The organism is Paenibacillus sp. cl123 (assembly GCF_900101595.1).
GTDB lineage: Bacteria > Bacillota > Bacilli > Paenibacillales > NBRC-103111 > Paenibacillus_G.
Genome location: NZ_FMYY01000029.1, coordinates 1 through 25,961 on the forward strand (window position 1 = coordinate 1; position 25,961 = coordinate 25,961).

The following is a 25,961-nucleotide window of genomic DNA, read 5'->3' on the forward strand; positions in this document are numbered from 1 at the left end:
TCGGTTGGTGGCTCGGTTGGTGGCTCGGTTGGTGGCTCGGTTGGTGGCTCGGTTGGTGGCTCGGTTGGTGGCTAGCGATTCTGTTGAAGCTTCTGTCGATTTTCCGGCTGATTCTGCCGTCGATTTTCTAACCCGTCCTCCAGGCGCTTCTGCCGATGCCTATCCCTTAACCGCCCCCATCACGATACCCTTGACGAAGTGCTTCTGCAGAAACGGATAGACCAGTACGATCGGGATCGTGGCGAAAATGATTGCCGCCGCCTGTACGTTGGCAGGTTCAATTTTCAAGCTCTCCGTTTCCGCCCCGGCCAGCGTCGTAAAATTGCCGTCGAACACGATGGCCTTCAACAGCACTTGAAGCGGCCATTTGCGGGAATCCGTGATGTAGAAAATACCCTTGAAAAATTCATTCCAGTGGCCGACGCCGTAAAATAAACCGATGGTCGCAATCGCCGGCAGCGAGAGCGGAATAAGAATTTTGAGAATGATCGCAAATTCCTTGCACCCGTCAATCCTCGCCGATTCCTCGATTTCCTCCGGCAGATCCATGAAGAAATTGCGCATCAAAATCAGGTTGAAGGCGCTGACTAGCCCGGGAATGATCATCGCCCAGATGCTGTTCAGCAGACCGAGGCTCTTCACGTTCAAGTAGCCCGGGATCAGTCCCGCGTGAAAGTTCATGACGATAATAATCAGGATCATAAAATACCGCAGTCCCGGCAACTGCCGCTTGGACAACGCATAGGCCGCGCTGACGGTGAATACCAGGTTCAGAAACGTGCCTACGACCGTAATGGTTACCGTAATCAGAAACGCCCGAATCAACGCCGGCGTAGCGAAAATATACTCGTAAGCGCCGAAGGTCAGCTGCTTCGGATACAGCATAATCGTCGAGGTATGGATCGCTGTCGGATCGCTGAGCGACGAAGAGAGCACATGCAGGACGGGCAGCAGCGTTATGACACAGCTGAGCGTCAGGATGAAGTAGATGACAGCGTCCGTTTTCGTAAATCGGTTAACCATGGATACTCCTCCTTCTACCAGATAGACCGTTGATCCAGCTTGCGCAGCAAAGCGTTCGCGCTGACGATCAGCACGAAGCCGATCACGCCCTTGAACAGACCCACCGCCGTCGCCAGGCTGAACTGTCCGCGCTCCAATCCCATGCGGTACACGTACGTGTCGATAATATCTCCGACCTCATAAACGGTAGGATTCATCAGCACGAAGATTTGCTCGAAGCCCGCATCGAGAATATGGCTCAAATTCATGATGAGCATCAGCGAGATCGTCGGCAGGATGCCGGGCAGCGTCACGCTCCACATTTGCTGCAAGCGGTTCGCCCCATCCACCTTGGCCGCTTGATACAGCTCCTGATTTACGCCGGCCAGCGCAGCGAGATAGATGATCGCGCTCCAGCCGAAATCCTTCAGAATCGCCGTGACGACGAGCATCGGGCGGAAGAAGTCCTTGTCGATCAGAAAGTTGATCGGGGCCATGTCGAATGCCTTCAGCACCCCATTGACGACGCCGCTCGGTGTAAGAAATGTAACGACAATGCCGCCATACACCACCCAGGACAAGAAATGCGGGAAATAAGTGATCGTCTGTACGGACCGCTTGAACAGCGTGTGCCTGACTTCATTGAGCAGCAGCGCGAAAATAATCGGCACCGGAAACCCGAAGATCAGCTTGTACATGTGGATCAGCACCGTATTGGACAGCAGCCGGTAAAAGTCCGGATTGACGAAGATACGCTCAAAATGCTTCAAACCGACCCACTTGCTGTCCGCTATTCCGATAAACGGCGAGAAATCCTTGAACGCGATGCTCAGCCCGTAATAGGGAACAATATTAAAGACAAAGAAGTAAAGGATGGACGGGAACAGCAGCACATAGAGCAGACCGTGCCGCTTTACCTTTCTCCATCTTCGGCTCCTTTCGGTTGCGTGGCCGGGCAGGCGCACCGCTGCTTGCTGTTGTTTGAACATGACAGGCCTCCTTGGCGATAGTAGCCTCATCTTACCGAATACGGCGCCTCGTGAGCAGAGGACTGAATTAAAGTTTCACAGGGTTTAGATAGGGTGGTGATGGCGGGCTTGCGCGCATTCGCCGGACCGTTTTTCCGCGACATTCGGACATTCATACACGCCAGGCCCCCCATGTTCCTGCACGTCAAAAAAGTCTGCCTCTTAGCCGAATTTCCGACTAAAGAGCAGACTTTCTCCTCAAACAAGCTTCCGGCTCTTCCGCCAACGTCCCCGTCCCGCCCGGCCGGAACGGACTGCGAGCATCGCTCACAGCCACTTCTCCGTGATATATTTGCCCAGCAAATAGTACTTGCGATCCGGGTACCACAGCACCGTCCGGCCTTCCCACTCCGTCAAGGACGGGTACGTCGCGATCTCATTCGTACCCTTCGGTCCGATCGTCAGACCGTCCGTATCTGCGAACTGCTTCGGCGGTGCGAAGCGGATCGGCTGGCGCGACTGCGGCGCGTATGTGCCTGCGCTGAGATACGCCGGCCTGCGGTTATACAGCGCATGCTGCGGGCCGTAAGGGCCTATATGTCCGTCATTGTTGTGGAAAACCAGCACGAACCGGCCGTCCGCCAGCGGATAAAGCGGGCAGGACGCGATCGGCTGCTTGACCGGCTCCCCTCCATCCTCGTACAGAAGCGGTTCGGGCTTGGTCCAAGTCGCCCCGTCGTCCGCCGACAGCGAATACCAGATGCAGCCGGTATAGGTGCGCATCACGCAGAACAGCCGGCCGTCCGGCAGAAGCGCCAGACTCGGCTCCTGAGCCACCGACAGCTCCGGTTGGCCCGGATACGGAACTTCCAGCCCGTCGCCGACCTCGGGCAGCCATGTGATCGCAAGCTGCGAAGGGTCCGGCCCTTCGTCAATATTTTCGAAGCGCATGAAAAGCGACCGCGAATCCTTGCTGTACCAGCCGGCGGGAGGCCCCGCGTAGGTCGCCAGGCTGCTCCACTGCGTATAGCCGGTCAGCCATCGCCCCTTGCTGTCGCGGATCGGCTTCTGCCAAGCTATCCAGCTGCGCGGAACGTGCGGATCGGGGTGATCGTACCTGTTGCGCGGCATCGGGATATCCGCTTCGGAGGCGGTCCAGGAGAAGCCGTCATCGTCCGAGTAGATACAGCCCATCGTCCCGGTCGTCTGCGAGTCCACATCGTAGATGCCGATATCCTTCGTGTAGAAAATATAGATACGCCCGCTGTCCGCAACGACAGGAAAACCCCAGCTTGCCTGCTTGCCCTTCTCGCCGGGCTTCGAGCCGATAAGGTACGCGGGCTCCGACCAATTCAGCTGATCCCGGCTGCGCGCCAGCACCAGATGGTTGTCGCCATGGCCCTCCACCGAGCTCTGCGTCCATAGCGCCAGCCATTCTCCCTTCGGGCTTTGAAAAACCAGAAAATGCTCGTTATCTCCCGTATATATATCCTGCTTCGGCAAATACACTTGAATATCCGGCTCGCTCCGCTTCCATTCCTCCGTTAACGATCGGGCGGTTTCCATGCTTGGCTGCCTCTCCTTTTTGTCCGGCCCAGCTAAGGCTTGCTCATATACGAATAGCTGGGCTGCGATTTGTCTTGCTGCAGGCGGTTGATCTCGGCGGTCACCTCGTCGCCGCCCTGCCGGCTCCATTTGGCGGCAAGCGCAGCGAAGGCTTGATCCGGATCGGTCCGCGCATCCAGCAGCATACTGATGAGCCCATCCTCAAGCAGTTGGTTCAGCTGCGTCCATTTCTCCTGATACACAGGCAGCGCGACATCCGGACGCAAATAGTCGTATAAAATATGCCGCTCATAAACATCCAGCTTCCCCATCATATACTCGGCCATCGGCCTCGGTACAAATTTCGTGTACTTCTCCGGATCACGGAACAGCCATTCCGGCTGCACCAGCTCCAATCCTACATTCGTGTTGTAGCGCGGGTCCTTGTCCGCTTGCGGAAACGGAATTTTGACGCCCTCCTGGATGCGATACGTTTTACCTTCCATGCCGTACTGAATGTAATCATAGCCTTCGGTCACCTGGTACTCCAGATAACGCAAGGCGGCTCGCGGATCGTTCGTTTGGCTGGATATTTGGTTGGTGCGGCTGATCGGCGTCGCGGGCTGAAGCAGACTCCAATAATGTCCTTCATGCACAATCGGATCGAGCAGCTCCGCCTTCAAGTCGGGCCGTACCGCTATCTGCCGGAAATCGTTGATGTTCATCATCAGCACCCCGACCTTGCCCGACAAAAACTTGTCCACCCCAAGCGTCTTGCCGACGAACAAATCCGGGTCCAGTAACCCCTGCAGCCGGTATGTCCGTAGCAGCTTCAGCGCATCCTTGGCGCCGGGCTGCACCCAGCCATACTCCAGGCGTCCCCCGTCATTCCCCGGATGCCAGCCCGGATTGACTCCGAATAAGGTCAGGACCGATGAGATATTCCAGATCTGATGGTCCTTGAAGGTGAGCGGGATCGTATCCTTCAGCCCATTGCCGTCCGGGTCCCGGTCGCGGAAAGCAATCAGAGTCTGCGTCAGCTCCTCCAGCGTCTTCGGCGGCTTCAGACCAAGACGCTCCAGCCAGTCGCTGCGGATAATGATGCCTTGCCCCCCGCGGTCGCGCATCCAGGGCACTCCGTAAATTTTCCCGTCCTTCCGACTTCGCATGTAATTCCAGGTCGCTTCGCTGAACGATTGCCGCAGCTTCGGAAATTCGGGCAACAGATCGTCAAGCGCCAGGAATACTCCTTGATCAATCAGCGCGTTATGCTCGGGATCATGCGGACTGTACGTATTCACGATATCCGGAATTTCGCCGCCGGCGATGCGCAGCGCAAGCTTTGCCCGGTATTCGTTGAACAGCGGCGTCTCATACACCGCCTCTACGCCGGTAGCCGCCTCCACCAGCTTCTCCAGCTCCGAGTCGGGATAATAGATATGACCCGGAAACAGCGGCTTCATAATCTTCAAGACAGCTCTCTGCGCTTCTCCCTCCTTCCCGATCGCAGCCGCCGGTCCGGGAGCTTCATCGCAGCCGCTCAGCACTGATAGCAGCGCGGCAGCCGACAGCCAGATGCCAGCTTTAAGCTTTCCCATCGGATGAACCTCCCATCTTCATAATAAGGTCCGGTTCGTCGCCGCCGGAACAGGACTCCTTTAAGCTTTCACCATGTTTTGTTAAGGCGGGCGAGTTCTTCAGCCGAGGACATGTCATGATCCAGCACCGGGTGAAGCAGCCTGGCCCGGCAGCCCCCTTCGTCCCGGCGTTCCAGCGTAATGCCGTAAGCGGGACCGAATCTCAGCTTCAGCCGCCGGTCCACGTTGTACAACCCGACGCCGCCGGATGCTCCCCCGCCTCCCTGCTGCTCCAGAGCGGCGAAATGCGCGCGCAGGTCAATATCCGCCCCCGGCCCGTTGTCCTCTACGCTGCAGACGATTCCTTCGCCGGTGCGGGACAAGGAAATGAGCATCTTGCCCGAAGCTTCGCCCGGCAGCTTTTTCATCGCATGCTTGACGGCATTTTCCACCATCGGCTGGAGGGTCAGCTTCATGAAAGGAAGCTGCAGCAGATTCGGCTGCACCTGTACGAAAACGGAGAAAGAATCCTGATGGCGCATCTGCTCGATGCTCAGATAGCTGCGGACATGCTCCAGCTCACGCTCCACGGTCGTCAGCTCCTCGCCGTTATTGATGCTGAAGCGCAGCAGATTGGATAAAGCCGTCACCATAGCGACAATAGCGGGTACGCCTGCCCGGTCGGCCTTCCACTTGATCGTATCCATCGTGTTATACAGAAAATGAGGATTGATCTGATGAATAAGCGTCCGCATCTCCAGGCGGCTTTTCTCCTCCTCGAATTGTCGCGTGCGTTCCAGATGCTCGATCATCCCGGTAATCATCGTATTGTAGCCGCGGACGAGCTGGCCGATCTCATCGTTTCGCCGCTCGTAGCCTTGGAAATAAGCCAGTTCACCGAGTAAAATTTTCCGCATATGCCGCACCAGCAGCTTGATCGGCACCGTCACCTTGCGGACGATCAGCAGCAGCAGCAGACTCATCACGGCAAGCCCAGAGACAACCAGCAGCCACGTAAATTCCTTGATGCTGCGCACCGGCCCCATCAGCTCGGCTGCCGGCACAGCGGCCGCCAGCCGCCAGCCTCGAATCGCAAGCGGTTGATCCGCTTCGTAGCAGCCGGCCCCGTCAGCCGACAAACGACTGGCCGAGCGGCCGTCTGTCTGTCCGCGAAGGAGCGGACATGCGGCTCTGTCGCCGTTGGCCTTGGAGGCGATGATCCCGCCTGTCTCATGGATCAGACTGAATCCCAGCTTGTCCACACGCTCGGGAATCATCAGCTCCTGCGTGAACAAGTAGCCGGGCGCCCGCAGCGTAAGCACCCCCAGCGGCTGCAGCAGCGGAAAGTCGCGAATAGCCCGGACATACAGCACCTCGGACGGCTTGCCGTCCGCCGTCTCCGGCTCGAGCAGCTTCCAGAAGCCTCGGCCCTCCATAACCAGCGCCTGCCGGAACCAGTCCTCGTCCCCCTTGACCGCTTCCGCATAATTCGGATAGCGAAGCGGCTCCTTCGGATAAATTTGAAGCTCGTATTCGCCGCTGAGCTGACTGACAAGCGGATTGATCTGACGGATAAAATCGAACTCGCTAAGCAGGCCGTCGGGCGGCGGGGATTTGAGCAGCAGCTTCAGCTCATCGGATTGAAGCACCTTCTCCGACTGCAGCTGGATATCCGACATGAGCGCATCGATCCGCAGCGCGTTATGCCGGAGATTATCCGCCAGGAAAGCTTCCGTCACCGTCTGAATCTGCTCGCTCGACTTGAAGAACGACAAGTAGCCGAGGAAGACGGTCGGCACCGAGACGGCGGCCAGCAGCAGCAAACTGATGCGGGCGTACAGATTGAGCCTCAGCCTGTTTTTCATTTGCAGCAGCATGGTCAGCTTCCTCCCGTCATTTGCCATACCGATATTCCTTGGGCGACAAGCCCGTTCGTTTCTTGAATAGCTTGCCGAAATATTGCAGGTCTTGATAGCCAATCATGGAAGCGATTTCATAAATTTTATAAGGCGTTTCACGCAGCAAAGCCTTGGATTTCTCGATGCGCAGATCGATCATATAGTCGGAGAAGGTTTGCCCTGTTTCTTTCTTGAACAAATGGCTCAACCAGACCGGATGAATCGCCAGCTTCGCCGCCAGCTCCTGCTGGGTGATGTCGAAGCGGTCTCCGTCCGCGATCAAGGCCTTCGCCTGCTCGATAATGGCGTTGCCCATTCCCGGCGCCTGTGAAGATATTTGCGCCGACAGCGCCTTGAAAAATTCGTATAAATCCCGCTTGACCGAATCGATCGTCTCGTACCGCTCCAGCCGCTCCCAGAGCGACAGCGGGATATGGTCCAGTTGAAGGCCGGTCTTGGCATGCACCACCGTTTGTACGGAAGTGATCCAATCGAGACAGCTCTGGGCCAACAGCTTTCGCTGAGGCAGATGCGTAAACCGGACAAGCCCGTCCACCTTGTGCCCGATCACCTCCCGCAGATGATCCGGATCGCCGCCGATCAGCGCCGCCGCGCACTGCTCGTCCAGATTGCGGGCGTCGGCCTCCTGCCCCAGCTCGGCGAGATCGCTGTAGCACAACTGCTCCAACCGGTTGACCGCCGCCCAGCGCAGCGCCTGATTGGCCTGCTCATAAGCCTCCGACAGCGACTGAAAGGCATGCATCCGCTCACTGACGCCGCAGTTCAGCTCCAGCCGCTGATAGCGCCGCACATTGTCGCGGATCGCCTCCAGCAGCCGGTCGGCATCCGGGTAAGCGGAGATGACGATCCAGCGGTTGTGCACATTTTTCAGCAAATACGAAGGTGCAAAGTCCCCCAGCGTCTCCTCGGCAATATTGCCGACGGTGAACACCTGAAGCTCCGCCTCCTTGTCCCGCTCGGGCAGATCCCCGACGCAAAAAGCCATCAGCCGGTAAGGAGCCGTCGTCAGCCAGGTGAGTCCCCATAGCTGCAGGCGATGGTAGATATGCTCCTGCAGCTGCGTCTTCTTCGTGCAGAAGCCGAGCAGCTGCTGATCCATCATCAGCTTCGCGCCGACCGAGGCATGCTCGCTTCGCAGTCTCAGCTCCGAGCTGATCCGTTCCTCTTCCCGGATCATGGCGATGATGTTCTCCAGCTTGCGGTTCAGCTCCGAGCTGTCGAACGGCTTGAGCACATAATCAAGCGCCCCCAGCCTCAAGCTCTGCTGCGCATAAGCAAAGTCGTTATGGCAGCTGATGACGATCACCTTGGGCGAATAACCCGGCAGCCGCATGACCTCCTCCAGCAGCTCCAGTCCGGACTGCCGGGGCAGCACAATATCTGTGACGATCACCTTCGGCAGCTTCGCGCGGATCATTTCGCGAGCGTCCTCCGCATTGCCCAGCGAATAAATGCTGCCAAGCTGCGGCTCAAGCAGCTTCAGCGAAGCGCGGATTCCCTCCAGCACATCCGCCTCATCCTCAATAATTAACAGATCGATGGCCGTCCCCATGTCTGGATACCTCCCTCTATAGCCCAGCACTCGGCAATGTAAGGCAAGTGTATAGCACGAGCCAGCCGTCTGGCAACCGGATATAGCGAATTGTCGGTCAATGCTTTGGGGCCAAATTTGCCTCGCGGGGATTGACTCGGATGATGATTCATAGCGTTCATCGTTTATGCCGCTGAACATTTACGATCTTTATGGTTGATCATGTTGAAAGTTTATGCGTCAAATGCCAAAAAAGCCGACAGCAAATGCCGTCAGCCCGATAAACTATAACTACGATTCCTTCTTCGAGAAAATACAAACCGTGAACAAGCTTGAAATCCGGGCATACCGCGGGCCCGTGGCCTTCGGAAGAGCGAGAAGGGCAGCCCGGCCCTCCGGACCATCGGCTGAGAGCCGCCCAGAACCCGATGAATCCGCCCGGTATCAGCCCATGCCTCTATCTTTGTCCCGCCTTTGCTCCCCCGCTGTCCGCACTTCGTCCAGATACTTCGTAAACTTGGAATCCCCGCTGTAGGACAAACTAAGCCACTCCAGCGCCCGCGTCATCCCGATATAAAACAAGGACACCTCGCGCTCCTCGTTCTCTTCAAGGGCAAATGGCATGCTCTCGATATTCACGATAAATACCGCGCGGAAGTCCAGCCCCTTGGCGCTGTCGATGGTCGAGATTTTGACGGTCTCTTCCTGGCGGCTGAAGCTGCGCTTCGCTTCCGGACTTTCCGTCATCCAGGTGTGCGGGATGCCCGACTTGCGCAGCTGGCCCTGGATGTCGTCGATGAACGACTGCATATGATTGTTTTTCACTCGGTACAGGATCAGCATCTCTTCATATGGCATGTGGCGCTCCCGGTGCAGCAGCTCGATCTGCATGGCCACATCCTGCATCTCCTCCACGAAGGAACGGCAGCGGATGATGCGCGGCTCCGGTCCGCGGCGGCGTGTGCTTTGAGGCGGGATAATCTCGACGCCCTCGGCCGTGCCCAGCTTGACCTTGTTCTGCAGCTGTGAATGCTTGCGGTAAAAGTCCCACGCGAATTGCACAATTTGCGCCGTATTGCGGTAATTGATCGTTAATATTTTGGACCGTCCGCGGAAGTCGAGTCCGGTGTCCTGCGCCAGGCTGTTCTTGCGCTTGAAGATGGATTGCGCCCGGTCCTCCACCAGCAGCAGCGACTGCGTGACCGGATTCAGCACTTGCCCGAGCAGCCTGAGCCAACTTGATTCGAAGTCCTGCCCTTCATCGATCAGAATTGCGTCATACGTAGGGAGAATTGCTTCCTTCCGCTCCAGCTTGTCCAGCAGCGCCGGAATATGCTCTTCCTTCGTATGCAGCTTGTTCCGCAGCCATTCGTGAAAGTTGTATACCTCGATCCGGCTTCCGAGCGGCGTGCTTGTTTCTTCCCGCGCCCGGATCAGGTCGAATAAATCGTCCGGCTCCTCCAGCATCTGGTCGATCATCTGCCGCAGTCTGCGCGACAACGGAATCCCGTAGCAGAGCACGAGGATGTTCCAGTCTGGATACAGCTTGGCCAGCATCTTGGCGCGGCTGGCCAGCACGATCGTTTTCCCGCTGCCGGCAACGCCCCGGATCAGCCGGTGGCGGTCGCCGAGCTGCTTGGCGAGATTCTCCTGATGCAGGTCCATCGTCTTGATATTATGCAGGGACAGCAGCAGCTGGTCCTGGTAATACGCCGGTTGAACGCTTCCCGCGCCGATGCGCACCTCCGGGAACAGATGATACCGGATCGCCTTGATATCCTCGCGGGTCAGCCTGTACGACCGGCGGCTCCATACCGTGAACATACCGAGCAGCTTCTCGACGAGATTCTCCTGAGAGAAGCCTTCCTCCTCCGGATCGACTTCGTCCCGGCACAGCACGAACTCCGGCGGGATGACCTGGTACAGATCGTAGCGGACGAACTCCTCCTGCTTCATCCGGGTGAACACAGCGCCGAAGCCGTACGGAAACTTCAGATGCCCCGTGTATTTCCCTTCCAGCTGAATCAGATTTTTGTCCTTCTTCAGCTGCTCGGCTAAGTGCCGCACATTGTCCCGTGCTTGCTTGAGCGGATTTTTCACCACCGCCAGTTCACCCTTCGACGTATGCAGCGTCCACTCATCCTGGTTGATCTCGTGAAGCGTATTGCGCGTATAGTCCTTGACCTCCAGCACGACCAGACCGAGATCAGGTCCGATCACGACAAAATCCGGCCGTCTCCCCTGAATTTCGGGTTCATAATAAACGATATAGTCGCTTGGCAAATAATCTCGCAAGGTTTGAAATAAAATCCGCTCGCCCGCTGTCGCGAGACGCGGAATCGTGTCGGGAACCATATAGGCCATAGCATGTATCTCCTAGTCCGTATTTCCTATACCCAGTATACAACGGAATGGAGATAGATGGAATCCGTCGGAAGTGGGGATTAGCGACCTTATCTGCTGCTCAGAAGCGACTTTTGTCAAGAAAAGCCAGCAGATTCATTCCGTCCTGGACGCCCTTGAGATAAAGCCATTCCTTCTGGAGAGCGGACTTGGAGGTATGCAGATCATGCCAGTCGCGATACAGGGATTTCCGCTCGCGCGGCAGAGCTTCGAGCAGCAATTCTTCCGCAGCCTGCAGCTGGCGCTCCAAGGTCCGGGCCTCGTCCAGCCTCTCCGCTTGAATGGCCAGCTCGTCGAAGCGGCGCAGCCAGATTTCTTGAAGCCATTTCGGATCGAGCATGAGTTGGGCCTCCTTTGTAAATCTTATTGTATACGCATATACGTACCAGTCTTTCCTTTATTATATGGTACGTTTTTGCGTATAGCAATAGTTTGGAAAGGAGCGCTCTTTCATGACCAAGAAAGTTGCTGTGCAGCTGTCAGCCTTAATCAAATCAAGAGGTATCTCCTTGCGCGAGTTGTCGAGATTGGCCGATGTAAGACACGCAGCACTCAGTGAGCTGGCTAATGGAAAGCGAACAAGCATCAATTTCAGTCATATTGAAAAAATTGCCGAAGCCCTTGATATCGAGGATATCCGGGAGATTCTGACTTTGGTAGAAAATTCCGAGGAGTGACTGGGGGTCCCTTCCTATCCTATGTGATCAACATCCATGTCACGACGGTGGCGCGTGCAAGACCGCGAGCGGTCTTACAACCAAATTTACTGCTTCGTGGAACAATTTTCAGCGGATGCCCTTCTTGATTATGCTGAAGCAAGCTAATATCTTTCCGGTTGCATGCATACTTCCAGCGGCGTATAATAAAACTAATAAAGGAGCCGTGCGTCAACACGACTCCCCAGCACATAGCCGCTTTTAAGGGCGGTCAGCTTCATAGGTGTTCGATCAGAAATAGACCGCATTCCTTTGTCCAGGGGCGGTCTATTTCTTGTGGTTCTGGGTAAGCGCAATAACGATCGTTACGATTAGCGACAGCAGCCCGACGAGCAGCAAACTAAAGCTTATCATTAACGTCAAAGCGTCTTTAACCTCCACTGGCATCACCTCCCTTCCGGGAGACTAGCCGACCGCCCTTGCAAGCCTTTTCTATTGTGCTTTATTTTAGTATATCAGGTTTGGTTAAAGTGACAAGCTTTTCCATGTCGAACCTCGCCGTTATTGGGCTGAAGCTCCCCGTTCACTTAAACCAGCCTTTCTCCTTGAATCTCATGATCGCTTCGATCCGGCTGCTGACGTCCAGCTTATCCAGAATCGTCGAGATATAGTTCCGCACCGTGCCGGTCGTCAGGTACAGCTCGCTGGCGATCTCCTTGGTGTTCTTGCCGTCGGCGATCATCGAGAGCACTTCCTTCTCCCGCTCCGTGAGCGGACTCTCTTCCGCATAAGCTCCGTCGACCAGCTCCGGGGCATAGAGACGGCGGCCCGCCATGATGCTGCGGATAGCGCCGGCCAGCTCCTCGCTGGGGCTGTCCTTGAGCAGATAGGCGCCCGCGCCGGCCTTGACGGCGCGCTCGAAGTAACCGGGCCGGGCAAAGGTCGTGAGGATCATCACCTTGCAGCCCGATCCCTTCAGCTCCTCCGCGGCATCCAGCCCGCTCATGCCGGGCATCTCGATATCCATGATCACGACATCCGGCTCCAACTCACGCACCAGCTTGACGGCCTCCTCGCCGTTGGCTGCCCGCCCTACGACCTTCATATCCTCTTCCAGATCAAGCAGGGAAGCCAGTGCGCCGAGCAGCATCCGCTGGTCCTCCGCGATGACGATTCGAATCATATCTCCGCCTCCTTCTCCATGGGCCTGAAGACGTTCGGTACTTTCATCACCAAAGTCATGCCGGGCCGGCAGCTGATATCCAGGCTGCCGTTGACGAATTCGAGCCGCTCCTTCATGCCCCGCAGACCGTTTCCGCGGAAGCAGGCTCCTTCGCTCGCGGCGCTGACGCCGACGCCGTTGTCCTGCACCCGGACGACGAGCTCGGTCGGGGTCGGATCGATCGCGATGGTACAGGCAGTCGCCCCGCTGTGCTTCACCACATTGGTCACCGCCTCCTTCAGACACATGCTAAGCACATTCTCTGTCATCAGTGAGGTGGCGGTCAGCTTCGGGTCGCCCTCCAGATGGAAGTCGATCTGCGCCGCCCGGCATATTTGCTCGATCCGGAATATCTCATCCTCGAGCTTGGTGCCGCGCATCTGCGTGACCATCTCCCGTACTTCCTTCAGGGCGCTGCGGGCCGTCTGGCGCACCTCGTCAATCTCGGTCAGCGCGCGCTCGGGATTGCTCGCGATCAGCTTGCCGGCCAGATCGCTTTTCAAACCGATCAAGGACAGCTTTTGCCCAAGCGTATCGTGCAGGTCGCGGGCGATCCGCTGGCGCTCCTCCAGCTTGACCAGCTCCGAGATCCGCTTGTTCGCATCCTCCAGCTGCACCTGCAGCTTATCCCGCTTGTTGCGGTTGTAGGTCGTAACCGGCAGCAGGATGACGGCGATCAGACTGACCACGACAAACGGAAGCTGGGTAATGAAAACCGGATTGGCCTTCTGGGTTATAAATCCGACATTTACAGCCACGATGGTCGTTACCAGATGAATCGAATAGAGCGTAAAAAAACCGACCCTATGCTGAATATTCCCGATGAAGAATGCCAGAAACAAGGCAAAATAAACGTATCCGAACAACAAAGTCATTGCGATCGAGATGACGACCTGCACACCCGTCCAAAAATACATCTGCCAGCCCTTCGTCAGAAAGGACAATACGTAGCAGCCGAAAAATGCGAGAATCATAACAATTCCGCTCACTACCTCGTAGGTGGAGGAGGAGCGGAAGATAAAGTAAAAGGGAAGGATATAAAACACGACCCATACGTACGGGCTCAATCCGGTGCTGCGGTGAAAGATATGGTACCACTTCTGCATGGCTGCCCACCCTTTATGCGATGACGCTGCTTGTACTTGTAGTTTACCATACAGATGCGGCAGCGGGCTATTCATCTATTCGCCCTGCAAGCCCGGCTTGGTCAGCTTCAGGCCGCCCGACACGGGTTCCTTCTTGGCCAGCGCCCGCCGTACGTCGCGGAAGCCGATGAATCGCTTGCCTTCCTCATCCCACAGGTGAAACCGGAGCGATTTCAAGCTGGTGCGCAGCGTAATGGTAGTCGCCATCTGCAAGGGAGGCGTCGCATCATGCGCCTTCTCCAGATTATAATTCGGAACCTTGGGGCTCAGATGATGCACATGGTGGAACCCGATATTGCCGGTGATCCACTGGAGAAGCTTCGGAAGCTTGTAATACGAGCTGCCCTCCACGGCAGCTTGCACATAACTCCATTCCTCTTCATTTTCAAAGTAGGAATCTTCGAACTGATGCTGTACATAAAACAGCCAGATGCCGAGCAAGCCCGATACGAATACGATCGGCAGCTGCACCATCAGGAACGCCTGCCAGCCGACTGCCCAGATCAGCAGCGAGTACACCAGCACCAGCAGCGCATTGGTCAAATAGTTGCCCAGACGCTCTTTGCGGCGCGCCCCCTTGCGGTTGAAGCGGTATTGAAACACGAATACGAAGATCGGGCCGAGACCGAACATGACGACAGGGTTACGGTAAATCCGGTAAGCAGCGCGTCTCCAGAAGGACGACGCCACGTATTCATTCACGGTCAATATCCAAATATCGCCCACCCCGCGCTTGTCGAGGTTGCTGCTGGTAGCGTGATGGATGGAGTGCGCATTTTTCCATTGCTCATAAGGACACAGTGTCATGACGCCTGTGATAGTGCCGACGATATCGTTGGCCAGCCGGTTTCGGAAAAACGACTGGTGGCAGCAATCATGAAATATAATAAATGTCCGGATTACGAATCCGGCCGCGACAACAGCGATCGGAAGCGTCAGCCAGTAGGATACGGACAAGTTGAGATAAGCTCCGTACCAGAGCAGAACCAGCGGAACGATGGTGTTGATCAGCTGACGGATGCTCGCTTTCATATCTGTTTTCTCATAGGGAGCGACAGTCTTTTTCAATTGAGCTATGCTGGGTTGATGCATCTGCAGGCTTCCTCCTCTGATGGGCCGCGCGGCGCGGCCGGACTTAACCGGTCGACGGACGCAGGTTTTCTCTTATCATCAGTATAGGCAAACCATGCATAGTCTTGAAGTCATAAACGTCATAACGCAAAGTATGACAAATGTCATGTCCCCGCTCGTAATCGCCATCAGCGGCGAAGCTTCAATGGGGCGAGCCACCGCCCGGCAGCTTCTCGCATGGAGCAAGTGCCAGATGCAGCAGAGGGAACGGGCGCCCCGACCCATCCAGCTCCGAGCGCCCGGTCTGGACGAAGCCGTATCGCTTGTAGAAAGCGAGCGCCGCCTCATTCTGCTCGTTCACATCGACGCTGAGCCCCCGGCCCTTCAGCTCGGCGGCATGATCGAGCAGCCGTCTGCCGATTCCCCGCCCATGACGTTCCGGGTCGACGAACAGCATCTCCACCTTGGCTCCGTCCAGACCGATGAAGCCCGCCGGCTTGCCGTCCTCTCCCAGCGCCGTCCACAGCTCGACCGCCTGCAGCGCTTCATCCCGGACCAGCCGGTGGTAGAAAGCGATGTCCTCCTCGGACAGAAAGTGATGCGTTTGCCGTACGGCTCTCAGCCAAATATCGGTCAAGGCGTCATGATCCTCGATCCGGTAGGAAATAATCTTCATGTCGGTTCCCCCTTAGTTTAACCGGCGGATCGGTGCGCCCGCCAAATAAGCCGCTATATCCTCAACCGCTTCCTCGAAGTATACGCGGTAATTGCCCTCGGTCACATAGCCGATATGCGGCGTGGCCAGTACATTCTTCAGCTTCCGCAACGCGTGGTCCTCCGGCAAAGGCTCCGGGTCAAAGACATCGAGACCCGCTCCCGCAATCCGGCCTTCCTGCAGCGCCGCTATAAGGGCCGATTGATCCACGATTGGCGCGCGCGACGTATTGATCAGATAAGCCGACGGCTTCATGCACGCCAGCTCGGCGGCTCCAATCAGCCCTCTTGTCCGTTCGCTCAGCACAAGATGAACGGACAGGAAGTCGCTGGCCGCGAGCAGTTCCTCCTTGGAAGCTGCGAGCCGCGCCCCGGATGCCTCCGCCTGCTCGCGGGTCAGATTCTGGCTCCACGCGATCGTCTCCATGCCGAAGGCTTGCCCGATCCTCGCCATCCGGCTGCCCAGCTTGCCCAAGCCAAGCAGACCGAGCGTGCTGCCGTGCAGATCCGCTCCGAGGGTCGACTGCCACGGGCCGCTTTCGCGGAAGGCGTTATTCTCCTGGACGACATGGCGGGCCAGTCCCAAAATCAGCGCCCAGGCGAGCTCAACGGGCGGCTCGGAGCGGGTCCCTGTCCCGCAGACGACGATCCCTTGCTCCCGGGCGGCCGCCAGGTCGATCGAAGCATTGCGCATGCCTGTTGTAATGAGCAGCTTCAGCTTGGGCAGCCTGACTAGCAGCGAAGCCGGGAACGGGGTGCGCTCCCGCATCGCCACGATAATATCGCAGTCGCCGATGGCCTGCACCAGTTCCTCCTCCTGACCGATATGATCGCGAATCGTCCGGAGCTCTACTTGGCCTGTGACGGCCGACCAATCCGCAAGCCGCAGCGCGGCGTCCTGATAATCGTCGAGAATAGCGCATGTCAGTTTCATTGGAATCAATCCTCCATAAAATGGGGTATGCCGGCTTGCGCCGACAGGGAAGCGCTTGTGCCTGTATCTTAGCACAGAGATCGCAGGTTGGCCCAGAGGCGGCGTGAATATTTGGATATGGCATCAGCAGATTGGCAAAAAGAGGCATGCTTCTGCATCCCTCTTCCTAATCGGCGATATATGAAATTGAGAAACCGGGTTTTCCTCCGTCCGATCATGCTTTTTCCCCGCTTCCAACCGTGCACGACCGTCCCTCAAAAATCAGGGAGAATTCCAGCCGCGCTGAAGGCGAGATAGCCGCGCTTGGTATGCAAATGCATGAGCGTCCACTTCGGCGTACTATGCGTATGAATCCATCGCCTATTCACTTTCACCCAAAAGCCGGTTTCATCCGCATTCCGCACATCGGAGGATGCAATCTGCTTGGCAATGAAGGCGGGCAAGCCTAACAACGGAGCGCCGCAAGAAAGCCAGGGAGTGCCTTGCCTCCCTGGCCTTTTTACGTTCTTTTGCAGCGGCTGTCTCTCCTCAGCTCCGCCTTTGAGCTGCCTAGGGAGTTGGCTTCCCTGCATACCATGCGTTCGAAGTAATCTTCATTGGACCATGTTTAGTTAGACGGAGCTGCAAACCTGACGGGTTTGTACAGAGCCGGATTTTTGGTCGAGCCGATTCCGGCCCCCCACTCGATCCAGCCTTTGCGTCCTCCGCCATCGGCATCGTTGACCAGCAGGGAGAAGCCGTAAAGCCCCTGATCCGGACTGATTCCCGGCATATGACTCCAAGGAAGAGCAAACTCATAGGTGGTCGCTTTCTGAGCCTCATTCCGAACAATCGCCAGCTGATAGTTGGTGATCAGTCCCGGGACAGAGTCCTGCGGGTCCAGCGCGCGGTAAGCCTTCGCTCCCGAAGGCGGCAAAGATATCATAAACTCATACCCTTTGAGGCTTTCGCCGGGAACCCCGCTGCTGATGCCGAACTGCAGGCTGTCCCCCTTCCATGCATTGGCTACAGTCTCGTTCTGATCAAAACTATTATCCGTCATGCGAGCCGACACATACAGATTCTGCGCATCCCAGGCTACCTTAACATCGCCGCTCAGATCGGATTCGCCACCGTAGCTGCTTATCTTGACGGTCCCGTCCTGCGGCAGACGAACAGGCGCCAATGCCGCCCAATCGGACAGATCCCCGTCAATAACAGGAGAAAGCTCAGGGATAGCATAGATGGAGTTGCCGCTTATCAGGACAGACTTCCCGCTGTAGATCACGTCCGGCAGCTGCTGCGCCTTGACCGACACCGTTACCGGCAGCTCGGATGGGGCTTGCGGACTGGACAGCGGAATTGTCGTCGTATACGTGCCCCCTCCTGCCAGCGCCATCTGCAGATTGAGGGTTTGGCTCTGTGTCCCAACGGTCCAGGCGAGCTGCTGTACAGAAACGCTTTGGCTGGACACATTGTTGACCGTCACACCGAGCGAGTCGGCGCCGCCGGTCCAATTATGCTGGACCTTCAGCTCGAGCGGATGCAAAGTCTTAAGCGGAGTCGACAGCTTGCCGGACATTTGCCCGTTGATCTGCAGGCTGCTCTCGATGAGAGACGTTCCCGGATCATGGACGGGAGGCAACAGCACGTGGGTCTGTGCAATCTCGCCAGCCGCTGCCGTCAGCGGGTAAGCTTGCCCCTTGATCTCGAAGGTCGTGGTCACAGACGCTGTATTACCTGTATTGTCATGCCGAAGAGTTACCGGAACAGGCTCTCCCGAGAAGCCCTGCGATGCCGTTATGGAGTAGCGGGAGCCGGATTCGATGCTCGAAACCGCGCCGCTCACATACACCGGAGATTCGCTTGACGTCAGATAGACGCGCCCCTGATCCGGCGTGTAGATAAGGGAATTGCCCATAATATCCGTGATGACCAACGGCTGGGTCGCATGGAGCGTAATCGGCTGCTGAGTGGAGGACCAGAGCACACGGCGGTCCTGCTGTCCATTCGAGAAGCGGATGCTGTAGACCGATCCGCTCACGGTGTCGGTATCAGCGTAGGTGTAACCGTTCAGCATCCGGGTCATAGCCCCATACGCCGCATAACCCGGTTTGGGCGCGTACGCTCCCAGCGGGTCGTTCATGTTGCGGATTAAGCCAAAGCGGTCCTCATGGTAGGTTTCGTCCATACCCTTGTCCATCAGATCATACCACCAGAACTTCTCTACCCCGTTAGCCAGACTGAGCGCGATGAGGCGGACGAGATATTGCGCCTGCATCTCCTCGGAAACTCCCCTCGGTCCGACATGGGTTGGCCAGGAGGCTTCCGTCGTCCAGACAGGCTTCGTTTGACCGTTGTTGTATTGGCGTATCAAGTCGTGAAGAGCATACATCTGCTGATTGGTCACTTCCGGAGACTCCGGAAATTTATACGGATGTATGGAAAATTTTTCCATATAATTCAGGCCGCCCAGCTTAAATAAATCCTCCAGCCACTTGAGATTGACCTCGGAAGGCGTAGGTCCCATGACGGTAATGGAAGGATCAGTCGCCTTGATGGTTTCATACGTCTTCTTCAGCAGCGGGTAATAGTAATCCGGCCGCGAATCCGCCGGACCGTCGCCGCGGTCCCCGAACCCGATATTGAACTCGTTGTACACCTCGACCCACTTGATGATATGCGGGTATTGTTCAATGAATGCCTTGACATAATTGGCGAATCCTTCCCGGCCTTCATCGGTATAAGGGGTCGCATTATTATCGTAGAACGGATTATTAAAGCCGGTGACTAACAGCATGTTGATATGCGCGTTTTTGACGCTGTTCATGAGATTGTCGTAGCTGGGTGAGAAGGTATATACGCCCTTTTCCTTCTCGACGCCATGCCATTCCAAGCCGTCGCGGATATATTTTGTACCCAGCCGCTTGATCGGTTCGATCAGGTGAGTTCCCCAGCCTTGATAGCTCCGGTGGAGATGAGTCACGACGCCGAATGGCGATTCATCCCCTACGGCCGACAGGTCGAAGGGCTCCATCACCGCGAATGTTGCGGCTAGCGTCTTGGGCGCCCTTCCCGCCAGCTCGGCCTGCACGTCCAGCCGATAATAGCCGTAGCCCGGCGGGGTCAGTGTAATCGTCGTTTGTCCTCCGGTTACGCTCCCCGCGCCCTGCCCAACCTGGTTGCCCCAGTAATCGTAAACCGACCACGTGACCGAGCTGCGGGGTGTAGAGATGACAAAGGCGACAGGCTCGGTACTCAGGAAGATGTTGCCCAGCTTCGTTTGCTGGATTTCCGTACCCGGAATTTGCACCGTCTGGTAGGGACCGTCCGAGCTCCATTCCCCTGCCCCGGTGGCAGCCTCCACCTTGAACGTATACGGCTTGCCAGCCTCCAGCGATGTAGCCAGATACGAGCGATCGCCCCCGCCGTAGACCTCATCCAGGACCGTGCCGTTCTGGTAAATCCTGTATTTCGCCACCCCATCAGGATGGACGGCGGCGGGCCACTGCAGCCGGACGCTCGCTTCGTCAATATCCGAGAACGTAACTCCGGCTCCCGCCGGCCAAGCCGGGGAGGAAGGATTCGAGCGCACCGGAGACAGTGCCAGATACGGCTTGTTGGCCGCGCTCTCCTTGCTGTTGAAATCGAGTGATGTGCCGTTCGCGCCAGGCTGAATCAAGGCGATGCTGGCGATCCCATCGCCTGCCGCCTGCGCTCTGACGAAGCTGGTGACATCAATCTCATGCCACTTCCAAGCAGGCCCCACCTGGATCTCGGTCAGCGTATGCAGGGCGGGCGGCTTCGTATTCCAGTTGATGGCCGCTTCGCTCCAGCTGTCGTCGTCCACGCCGAACGCCTGCATGCCTTCTGTCGTGGCGCCGACCAGATGGCCATACACATACAGCTTGGCCGATCCGATGTCTCCCGTATAAGAGCTGAGATCGAACTTCAGATAAGCATGACGGGTTAAATCGAGCTCATTGGTTTTCACGCTCAATTGGGTGCTGCTTCCATAATTCTGACTGGCATACGAGCCTGCCCGGACGAACGCATCGTCCGTAGGCCGCAATTGGACAGGCGTTGCAGCATTGGCATACGCATTCCCATACCCAAGCGGAAGTGGAAGCAGTAAGGCGGCGGCGAGCACATGTACCGCAGTCATCCATTTTTTCCTCATCATCCTCATACCTGGTCTCCCTTCATTGTTAACTTCTCCCTGGCTGGTTAGGCCAATCTCCAGCATGCACTTCCGCTTCCCTACTTCTGCAGCTGCTTGTGCTTCAACTCGCGGGCATCCCCCCTCTCCAGCCCGGCAGGAGCCGGATGGTCTGCGTACTCCAGAACGTACGTCCCCTTCCCGGGAAGCGCTACCCTGATGCCGGCTGCCTTCCCCTCAAGGAGCTCAACTTCCGTTTCCACCGCATTTACAAACAAACGCGGTGTACGTACCGCGAGCTCATGTGCCGTTACAGCTGCCGGATGCACACGAACCTCCAGAATCAGCGGACCCTCCGCCTGACAGATTCCGCGCCAGGTCCCGTCGGCCTCCAGGGCCAGCTCTGCTGCGCCGTCCGCTCCCTCCGGGATTCGCAGGCCGAGCGGTCCATAGCTGATTTCCCTGCCCTGCACGAGTGCTGCGGTCACTCGACCGTCCTGCTTCCGGGCCCAGCCTGCCGTACCCTCGAATACGAGGTCCGGCTCCTCCCACCGGAACGTGTGCTGACGGCGGAAGATCAGGTCTGTACAATCCCCGGCTGAGACTGTGAAGCCGTAAGGCGTTGGCTGGGGAGCCAGATGCGCGCCCGGTGTGACCAGCGTCATGAAATCGCCGGTACCGTCCAGCCAGATGCCTTTCACATCATCGGTCGACAGCTCCGTTCGTTTGGTCACGTCCCCGTAGACCGGATGAATGTGGGGAAGCTCTTCATCCCGGTGCGCAAACCAGGAAAATCTCCGGTAAACGGACGAATTGAACACCGCATCATAAACGACGATGTAGCCGGTGCCGACCATCATCACGCTCCGGCTGACATAGTCAGGCCAGGCATAAGCCGCCTCCCCCGGCGCAGAGACGAGCTCCGCAAAGGAAACGGTCCCCAGAACGACCAGCGGACGATGGAGCGCATTCGGACCGATACAACGGTACGTCCCTTGCTTGAACACGCCGAAATTCGTGCAAAGATCGGTATCCGCCAAGCGGTGATCCCCAACATCCTCATGACCGTTGTGGCTGAAAGCCCGGCCGGCGGCATAATAGTAGATCACACCGCAGCCTCCCTGCCCGCTGACGCCCCAGCGGTAATTAAATCCCTGGTCCAGCTGCTGGAGCAGGACGAAGCTCTCCCCGGCCTTGCCCCCGTCCGCTCTCAGAGCGATCCCGTAGCCGGTGTGCTTGCTGCTGGTCCAGGGAGGCTCGGTTCCCGGATGGTCCGGATAACGTTTGCGCATGAAATCCCAGGCGGAGACCGGCGCCGCTTCGAAATCCGGATCGTCCGCAGCGGTCACGGCCAGAATCGCCTCCGCTGTCTCCGGGTCGAACTCCAGCAGCTCGTAACCAAGCTGGCGGAAGCTCCATGGCGGAAGCTTGCGCTTCGCATGGGCGCCTTGCGGCAGCAGCATCCGTCTCCGAGCCGGCATGTCCGGGCCCAGGAACGGACTCGTCAGACTGCCCAGAATCCAGCGCGCGAGCTTCGGCAGCGCGGCATGACGGAGATGATTTTGCCCGTCATAATGATACTTGAGCATGTAGGCGGTCTTCATCACAGGCTTCAGGAATGCCCAGACATAGCATCCGAGATTCTCGGTCCACCGGCCGCCGACCGCTCCGTATTCCTCGTGATCGGGTCTTACGTGATAGCGGAGGTTCAACTCCAGCGAACGGTCGAACAGCCGCACCCACTCCTCCGCGCACGGATGCTCTGGAAACAGCACGGCCATCAAAGCGGGAACTCCCTTGACATCCGCAAGAAAGTTCGGATGACCGGCCAGCATATGCTTCATCGGCATATAGTCCTCAGAGGCGTGCATATACGCCATCAGCAGGTATAGTCCTGTGATCCGCCTCCGCTGTGCCGGAGTCATCCGTTCCCGGAGGCGGTGGAACGCATCCGCCCAGTTCGCATAGACCGCGCGGCTCGGCACCGGAGAGAAGCCCTGATCCTGACAAGGACCATATAGCGCGAGACCGCAAACCAGCTCGCTCGATAACAGCATCTCCTCCAGCTCAGGCACGGAGCGGATCAGCCCGCTCTCGAAGATAGGACCCGGATACGTCAGGTCTTCCGGATAAGTAAGCGTCCATCCCTTCACCTTATCCAGACTGAGCAGGTCGTACCACTGCTGCAGCCATAGCGTATATGAAACCGGTCCGCGTGTGAAGCCGCGTCCCTGCTCTGTGGCCTCCTGCCAGAGCCGCTCCAGCCTCTCGACCTCCGCGATGTCCTTACGATGGTCATAACAGCAGACGGCAGTCGATCGGCTGCCGTCGCGAAGCGGATGCTTCCAGCTGAAACGGCCATCCCGGTAATAATAGCGGACAGCAAGGCGGCGGTCCGATCTCCAGATGCTGTAAAGTCCATCGTTCCAGTTCTCCGGCTGGCGGATATAGATGCCTACGCTATCCATGCTGCCGCTGTCCCAGAAGGTTGCCAGATTCAAGCGCTCGAACGCCTGCCAAGGCTCGTAGGGCAGCAGACAGAAGGGCAGCTCCGAATCGGGTGAAGCATGAAGCTTCACCTCCATATGCGTGTCCGTCACCTGTCTGTCGATCACCTCGAAGGGATACCGGTCAAACCCGGTTCTGCCCTCCATGGCCTTGTAAGGACGGTTCGGAGCGTACCGGTGGGTCGGCCGGAAATTCGTCCATACCGTCTCAACTGCGACCTCCGCCTCCGCCGTCTCGCCGAAGCCGCTCATCTCCTCATCGATTTCGACAAACTCCATGCCCCTTGTGAGCGTGAAGGCAACCCGGTATACCGCCTCCGCTGCCATACAGCACAGCCGGACGATGAGCAAGAGCGGCCCCGCCTCTGCGACCTCGGCCCGGATGCAGGCAGGACGATCGCTGCGCAGATGGACCTCCCCAAGCCAGCCTCCATGCCGGCCGATCCGGTAGAGCGGCCCCGAAGAGGACAGGCTCCCTTGCCCGGTGAACGCAGCTTCCGGGAACGCGAGTCGCAGACAACCGTTGCCGATGATCCGCTCTGCGCCTTCCTGCGACATGAAGATCCTCCCCTCCTCCGCCTCCCCTTCTGCAGGCAAGGCTTCGCAGAGCGGATCAGCCTCCAGCCGGTAAGCTCTTCGGCCCCCGGAGGGCAGCTCTGTGAAGAAACGCAGGATGCCTTCCTGCCGCCCGTCAGCGGCCGTCTCGACAACAGACAGCTGGAAGCTGGTATTCCGGCCGCTCCCCTCCTCCGTCAGCCGGAAGCTTGGCAGCCCAGCCAGGACGGCGGCCTCATACGTCAGCCTGTAGCTGACGAGCGTGAGCGGCCATTCATAATAAGGATGGTCCAATACATCCTCCAGCACAATGACAAGCGGTTTCCCTTCATAATGAAGCGTTTGCAAATTCTGCATCGGTCCATCCCCTTTTTCCGCGCAGGGGGACAGGAGGATACGTCCCCCCTATTCCCCGTCTCCGTCATGGCGGGCGACTATTTGAACGTGTACCAGTCCGTTACCTTGACCAAGCGCTGCTTGTTATCCTTGAACCAAGTCGCATAATACTGATCCACCTTGTCCCCGCCTGATTTTTTCCACATGCTCTGCGAATCGGCCAGCGCCTGATCCATGGAATAGCCGGGGGTCACAATCGATTTCACCCAAAGATCCTTGATGCCGGTTTCCGTGTTTTGCTTAATGACAAACAAGTCCTGGGGCAATGTAGGAACGACATTTTTGTCCACGGAATACGGAGGAGGCGAGTTCACGTCGAGGTACAGCTTGCGCGCCTCTTCGGTAATCTGATCGAACTCCTTCTCCAGCTCGGTCATAGTTGGCTTTTTCTCCTTCTGGCATTTATCGAAATATTTGGAGGTCAGCACGAAATAATCGCGGTTCCACGACACCTCCTGCTTGTATTTCGCTTCGTCGATAATTTGCGGGCAGCCGTTCTCTCCAGCCTTCCAGTGCACGCCTTCCAGTCCGTAGTACAGGGTTTTCCCCGTCTCCGGCGAGCTGATGAAGTCGATAAACTTCATCACGGCATCGGGATGCTTGGCGTCACGGTTGATCAGGCCGATCGGGGACATCGGGCTGCCGAGCTCCGGCGCATATTGGCCGAACTGCGTTTTCGGAAGCGCCATCGGAACCGGCTCCGCCGTCGGAACCGAGGTTTTCAGACTGGTCAGCTTCTTAACGTCGAAGTTGCCGCCCCAGATGCCCAGCTTCCCGGCCAGAAAGTCCTGCTCCGCCTTCTTGCCTGTCGTGTCGGTCAGGAAATCTTTATCGACGGCTCCGGCTTCGTACAGCTTCTTTTTGAGCTCGTTCGACGCCTTCACCTGCTCCCAGGGATTCACATATTCCAGATTTTTGTCCAGTACCGGATAGGTCGTCTGGTACATGTAGGTGAGAATGTTCTCGCTGGTTCCCGACAAGGCGATGCCGTACGTATCCTTCTTGCCGTTGCCGTCCGGGTCCTGGTCGGCAAATGCCTTGGCGACGGCCAGCAGCTCTTCCGGCGTTTTCGGTACCTGCAGATTCAGCTTCTTGAGCCAGTCGTTGCGGATCAGCACATAATGATTAATATCCAGGCCGTCGATGCGCCCGACCATATAATTTTTGCCGTCTTCCTTCGCGCTCAGCTTGGCCAAGGCCGGATGTTTCTTAATCAGGTCCTTGTAGTAGACGCTGTGCTTCTCGATAATCTCGTCAAGCGGCATAACCAGCTTCTGGGTAACCAGATCATTGCGGATGGCCGGATCGAAGTCGAGAATCAGATCGGGCGCGCTGCCGGAGGCGAACATCGTGTTCAGCTTATCCCGTACGGCGCCGCGAGGAACCGGGACGAAGGACACCTGCACATCCTTCGGACCGTTCTCGTTGATCCACTCGGTCCAGCGGTTTTTCTCATACGTACCCTCGCCCTGAGGCAAATTGTTGCGGTCGTACACCATGACCGAAATTTTCTTCTTCTCAACAGGCTTGGGAGAATCTCCCGAGCCTTCTCCCGTACCCGCCTCCGGCTTCCCGGCTGTTTGGCTGCATGCGGCCAATGAACAAGCGAGCGCGGCTAACAAAGCTGCATGTCTGAGTTTTTTCATTCGAGCAACCTCCCTTTTTTTGTAAACCCCTG

At 57.3% G+C, this 25,961-nt stretch carries 19 protein-coding genes; 1 reads left to right on the plus strand and 18 read right to left on the minus strand.

The window, feature by feature from the left end:
- From BLR08_RS32195 to BLR08_RS27485, 9 genes are all read right to left on the minus strand, one after another.
- The coding region (locus BLR08_RS32195) for a PT domain-containing protein (RefSeq protein WP_176835623.1) at positions 1-124 on the minus strand (124 nt) is incomplete at its 3' end.
- A gap of 35 nt (positions 125-159) precedes the next feature.
- Positions 160-1,023, minus strand: coding sequence for a carbohydrate ABC transporter permease (locus BLR08_RS27450; RefSeq protein WP_072337637.1), 864 nt, complete (start codon positions 1,021-1,023; stop codon positions 160-162).
- Between the two features lie 14 nt (positions 1,024-1,037).
- Positions 1,038-1,991 carry an ABC transporter permease gene (locus tag BLR08_RS27455; RefSeq protein WP_072337635.1) on the minus strand — a complete coding sequence of 318 codons (954 nt, stop codon included), beginning with the start codon at positions 1,989-1,991 and terminating at the stop codon, positions 1,038-1,040.
- 306 nt (positions 1,992-2,297) lie between these two features.
- Positions 2,298-3,536 carry a sialidase family protein gene (locus BLR08_RS27460; RefSeq protein ID WP_072337633.1) on the minus strand — a complete coding sequence of 413 codons (1,239 nt, stop codon included), beginning with the start codon at positions 3,534-3,536 and terminating at the stop codon, positions 2,298-2,300.
- Between the two features lie 32 nt (positions 3,537-3,568).
- Positions 3,569-5,113, minus strand: coding sequence for an extracellular solute-binding protein (locus BLR08_RS27465; RefSeq protein WP_072337631.1), 1,545 nt, complete (start codon positions 5,111-5,113; stop codon positions 3,569-3,571).
- A 68-nt stretch (positions 5,114-5,181) separates the two neighbouring features.
- Complete coding sequence (locus BLR08_RS27470; protein WP_072337628.1) at positions 5,182-6,969, minus strand: sensor histidine kinase; 1,788 nt, start codon at positions 6,967-6,969, stop codon at positions 5,182-5,184.
- A 16-nt stretch (positions 6,970-6,985) separates the two neighbouring features.
- Entirely contained in the window at positions 6,986-8,563 is a 1,578-nt protein-coding gene (locus BLR08_RS27475) for a response regulator (protein ID WP_072337626.1), read from the minus strand.
- Positions 8,564-8,986: 423 nt separating this feature from the next.
- Entirely contained in the window at positions 8,987-10,906 is a 1,920-nt protein-coding gene (locus BLR08_RS27480; protein WP_072337624.1) for a 3'-5' exonuclease, read from the minus strand.
- A 100-nt stretch (positions 10,907-11,006) separates the two neighbouring features.
- Positions 11,007-11,285, minus strand: coding sequence for a hypothetical protein (locus tag BLR08_RS27485; RefSeq protein WP_072337622.1), 279 nt, complete (start codon positions 11,283-11,285; stop codon positions 11,007-11,009).
- Between the two features lie 112 nt (positions 11,286-11,397).
- Here BLR08_RS27485 and BLR08_RS27490 point away from each other — a divergent pair, with 112 nt between their 5' ends.
- On the plus strand, positions 11,398-11,622 hold the full coding sequence (locus tag BLR08_RS27490) for a helix-turn-helix domain-containing protein (protein ID WP_072337620.1): 225 nt from the start codon (positions 11,398-11,400) through the stop codon (positions 11,620-11,622).
- A gap of 306 nt (positions 11,623-11,928) precedes the next feature.
- Here BLR08_RS27490 and BLR08_RS31925 read toward each other — a convergent pair whose 3' ends face one another.
- From BLR08_RS31925 to BLR08_RS27535, 9 genes are all read right to left on the minus strand, one after another.
- Complete coding sequence (locus tag BLR08_RS31925; RefSeq protein ID WP_256257806.1) at positions 11,929-12,042, minus strand: putative holin-like toxin; 114 nt, start codon at positions 12,040-12,042, stop codon at positions 11,929-11,931.
- A 142-nt stretch (positions 12,043-12,184) separates the two neighbouring features.
- The gene (locus BLR08_RS27495) at positions 12,185-12,784 is read right to left on the minus strand and encodes a response regulator transcription factor (protein ID WP_072337618.1); all 600 of its coding nucleotides are present in this window, start codon (positions 12,782-12,784) and stop codon (positions 12,185-12,187) included.
- Positions 12,781-13,929, minus strand: a complete 1,149-nt coding sequence (locus tag BLR08_RS27500; protein WP_072337616.1) for a sensor histidine kinase — start codon at positions 13,927-13,929, stop codon at positions 12,781-12,783. The genes BLR08_RS27495 and BLR08_RS27500 overlap by 4 nt, the downstream gene beginning before the upstream one ends.
- Positions 13,930-14,004: 75 nt before the next feature.
- Complete coding sequence (locus BLR08_RS27505) at positions 14,005-15,060, minus strand: Delta(5) desaturase DesA (protein WP_072337614.1); 1,056 nt, start codon at positions 15,058-15,060, stop codon at positions 14,005-14,007.
- Positions 15,061-15,241: 181 nt separating this feature from the next.
- On the minus strand, positions 15,242-15,715 hold the full coding sequence (locus BLR08_RS27510; RefSeq protein WP_072337612.1) for an acetyltransferase: 474 nt from the start codon (positions 15,713-15,715) through the stop codon (positions 15,242-15,244).
- A gap of 12 nt (positions 15,716-15,727) precedes the next feature.
- Positions 15,728-16,687 carry a D-2-hydroxyacid dehydrogenase family protein gene (locus BLR08_RS27515; protein WP_072337610.1) on the minus strand — a complete coding sequence of 320 codons (960 nt, stop codon included), beginning with the start codon at positions 16,685-16,687 and terminating at the stop codon, positions 15,728-15,730.
- Between the two features lie 607 nt (positions 16,688-17,294).
- A complete protein-coding gene (locus BLR08_RS27525; RefSeq protein ID WP_176835622.1) occupies positions 17,295-20,849 on the minus strand; it encodes a CBM96 family carbohydrate-binding protein in 3,555 nt (1,184 codons plus the stop codon).
- 77 nt (positions 20,850-20,926) lie between these two features.
- Positions 20,927-24,244 carry a hypothetical protein gene (locus BLR08_RS27530; protein ID WP_072337604.1) on the minus strand — a complete coding sequence of 1,106 codons (3,318 nt, stop codon included), beginning with the start codon at positions 24,242-24,244 and terminating at the stop codon, positions 20,927-20,929.
- A gap of 77 nt (positions 24,245-24,321) precedes the next feature.
- Positions 24,322-25,929, minus strand: coding sequence for an extracellular solute-binding protein (locus tag BLR08_RS27535; protein ID WP_072337602.1), 1,608 nt, complete (start codon positions 25,927-25,929; stop codon positions 24,322-24,324).
- Between the last annotated feature and the right edge of the window lie 32 nt (positions 25,930-25,961).

What these genes read in the sequence shown, in the direction of transcription:
- BLR08_RS27450 (WP_072337637.1), bottom strand. Translation starts at nt 1,023, where the DNA reads ATGGTTAACCGATTTACGAAAACGGACGCTGTCATCTACTTCATCCTG.
- BLR08_RS27455 (WP_072337635.1), bottom strand. Translation starts at nt 1,991, where the DNA reads ATGTTCAAACAACAGCAAGCAGCGGTGCGCCTGCCCGGCCACGCAACC.
- BLR08_RS27460 (WP_072337633.1), bottom strand. Translation starts at nt 3,536, where the DNA reads ATGGAAACCGCCCGATCGTTAACGGAGGAATGGAAGCGGAGCGAGCCG.
- BLR08_RS27465 (WP_072337631.1), bottom strand. Translation starts at nt 5,113, where the DNA reads ATGGGAAAGCTTAAAGCTGGCATCTGGCTGTCGGCTGCCGCGCTGCTA.
- BLR08_RS27470 (WP_072337628.1), bottom strand. Translation starts at nt 6,969, where the DNA reads ATGCTGCTGCAAATGAAAAACAGGCTGAGGCTCAATCTGTACGCCCGC.
- BLR08_RS27475 (WP_072337626.1), bottom strand. Translation starts at nt 8,563, where the DNA reads ATGGGGACGGCCATCGATCTGTTAATTATTGAGGATGAGGCGGATGTG.
- BLR08_RS27480 (WP_072337624.1), bottom strand. Translation starts at nt 10,906, where the DNA reads ATGGCCTATATGGTTCCCGACACGATTCCGCGTCTCGCGACAGCGGGC.
- BLR08_RS27485 (WP_072337622.1), bottom strand. Translation starts at nt 11,285, where the DNA reads ATGCTCGATCCGAAATGGCTTCAAGAAATCTGGCTGCGCCGCTTCGAC.
- BLR08_RS27490 (WP_072337620.1), top strand. Translation starts at nt 11,398, where the DNA reads ATGACCAAGAAAGTTGCTGTGCAGCTGTCAGCCTTAATCAAATCAAGA.
- BLR08_RS27495 (WP_072337618.1), bottom strand. Translation starts at nt 12,784, where the DNA reads ATGATTCGAATCGTCATCGCGGAGGACCAGCGGATGCTGCTCGGCGCA.
- BLR08_RS27500 (WP_072337616.1), bottom strand. Translation starts at nt 13,929, where the DNA reads ATGCAGAAGTGGTACCATATCTTTCACCGCAGCACCGGATTGAGCCCG.
- BLR08_RS27505 (WP_072337614.1), bottom strand. Translation starts at nt 15,060, where the DNA reads ATGCATCAACCCAGCATAGCTCAATTGAAAAAGACTGTCGCTCCCTAT.
- BLR08_RS27510 (WP_072337612.1), bottom strand. Translation starts at nt 15,715, where the DNA reads ATGAAGATTATTTCCTACCGGATCGAGGATCATGACGCCTTGACCGAT.
- BLR08_RS27515 (WP_072337610.1), bottom strand. Translation starts at nt 16,687, where the DNA reads ATGAAACTGACATGCGCTATTCTCGACGATTATCAGGACGCCGCGCTG.
- BLR08_RS27525 (WP_176835622.1), bottom strand. Translation starts at nt 20,849, where the DNA reads ATGATGAGGAAAAAATGGATGACTGCGGTACATGTGCTCGCCGCCGCC.
- BLR08_RS27530 (WP_072337604.1), bottom strand. Translation starts at nt 24,244, where the DNA reads ATGCAGAATTTGCAAACGCTTCATTATGAAGGGAAACCGCTTGTCATT.
- BLR08_RS27535 (WP_072337602.1), bottom strand. Translation starts at nt 25,929, where the DNA reads ATGAAAAAACTCAGACATGCAGCTTTGTTAGCCGCGCTCGCTTGTTCA.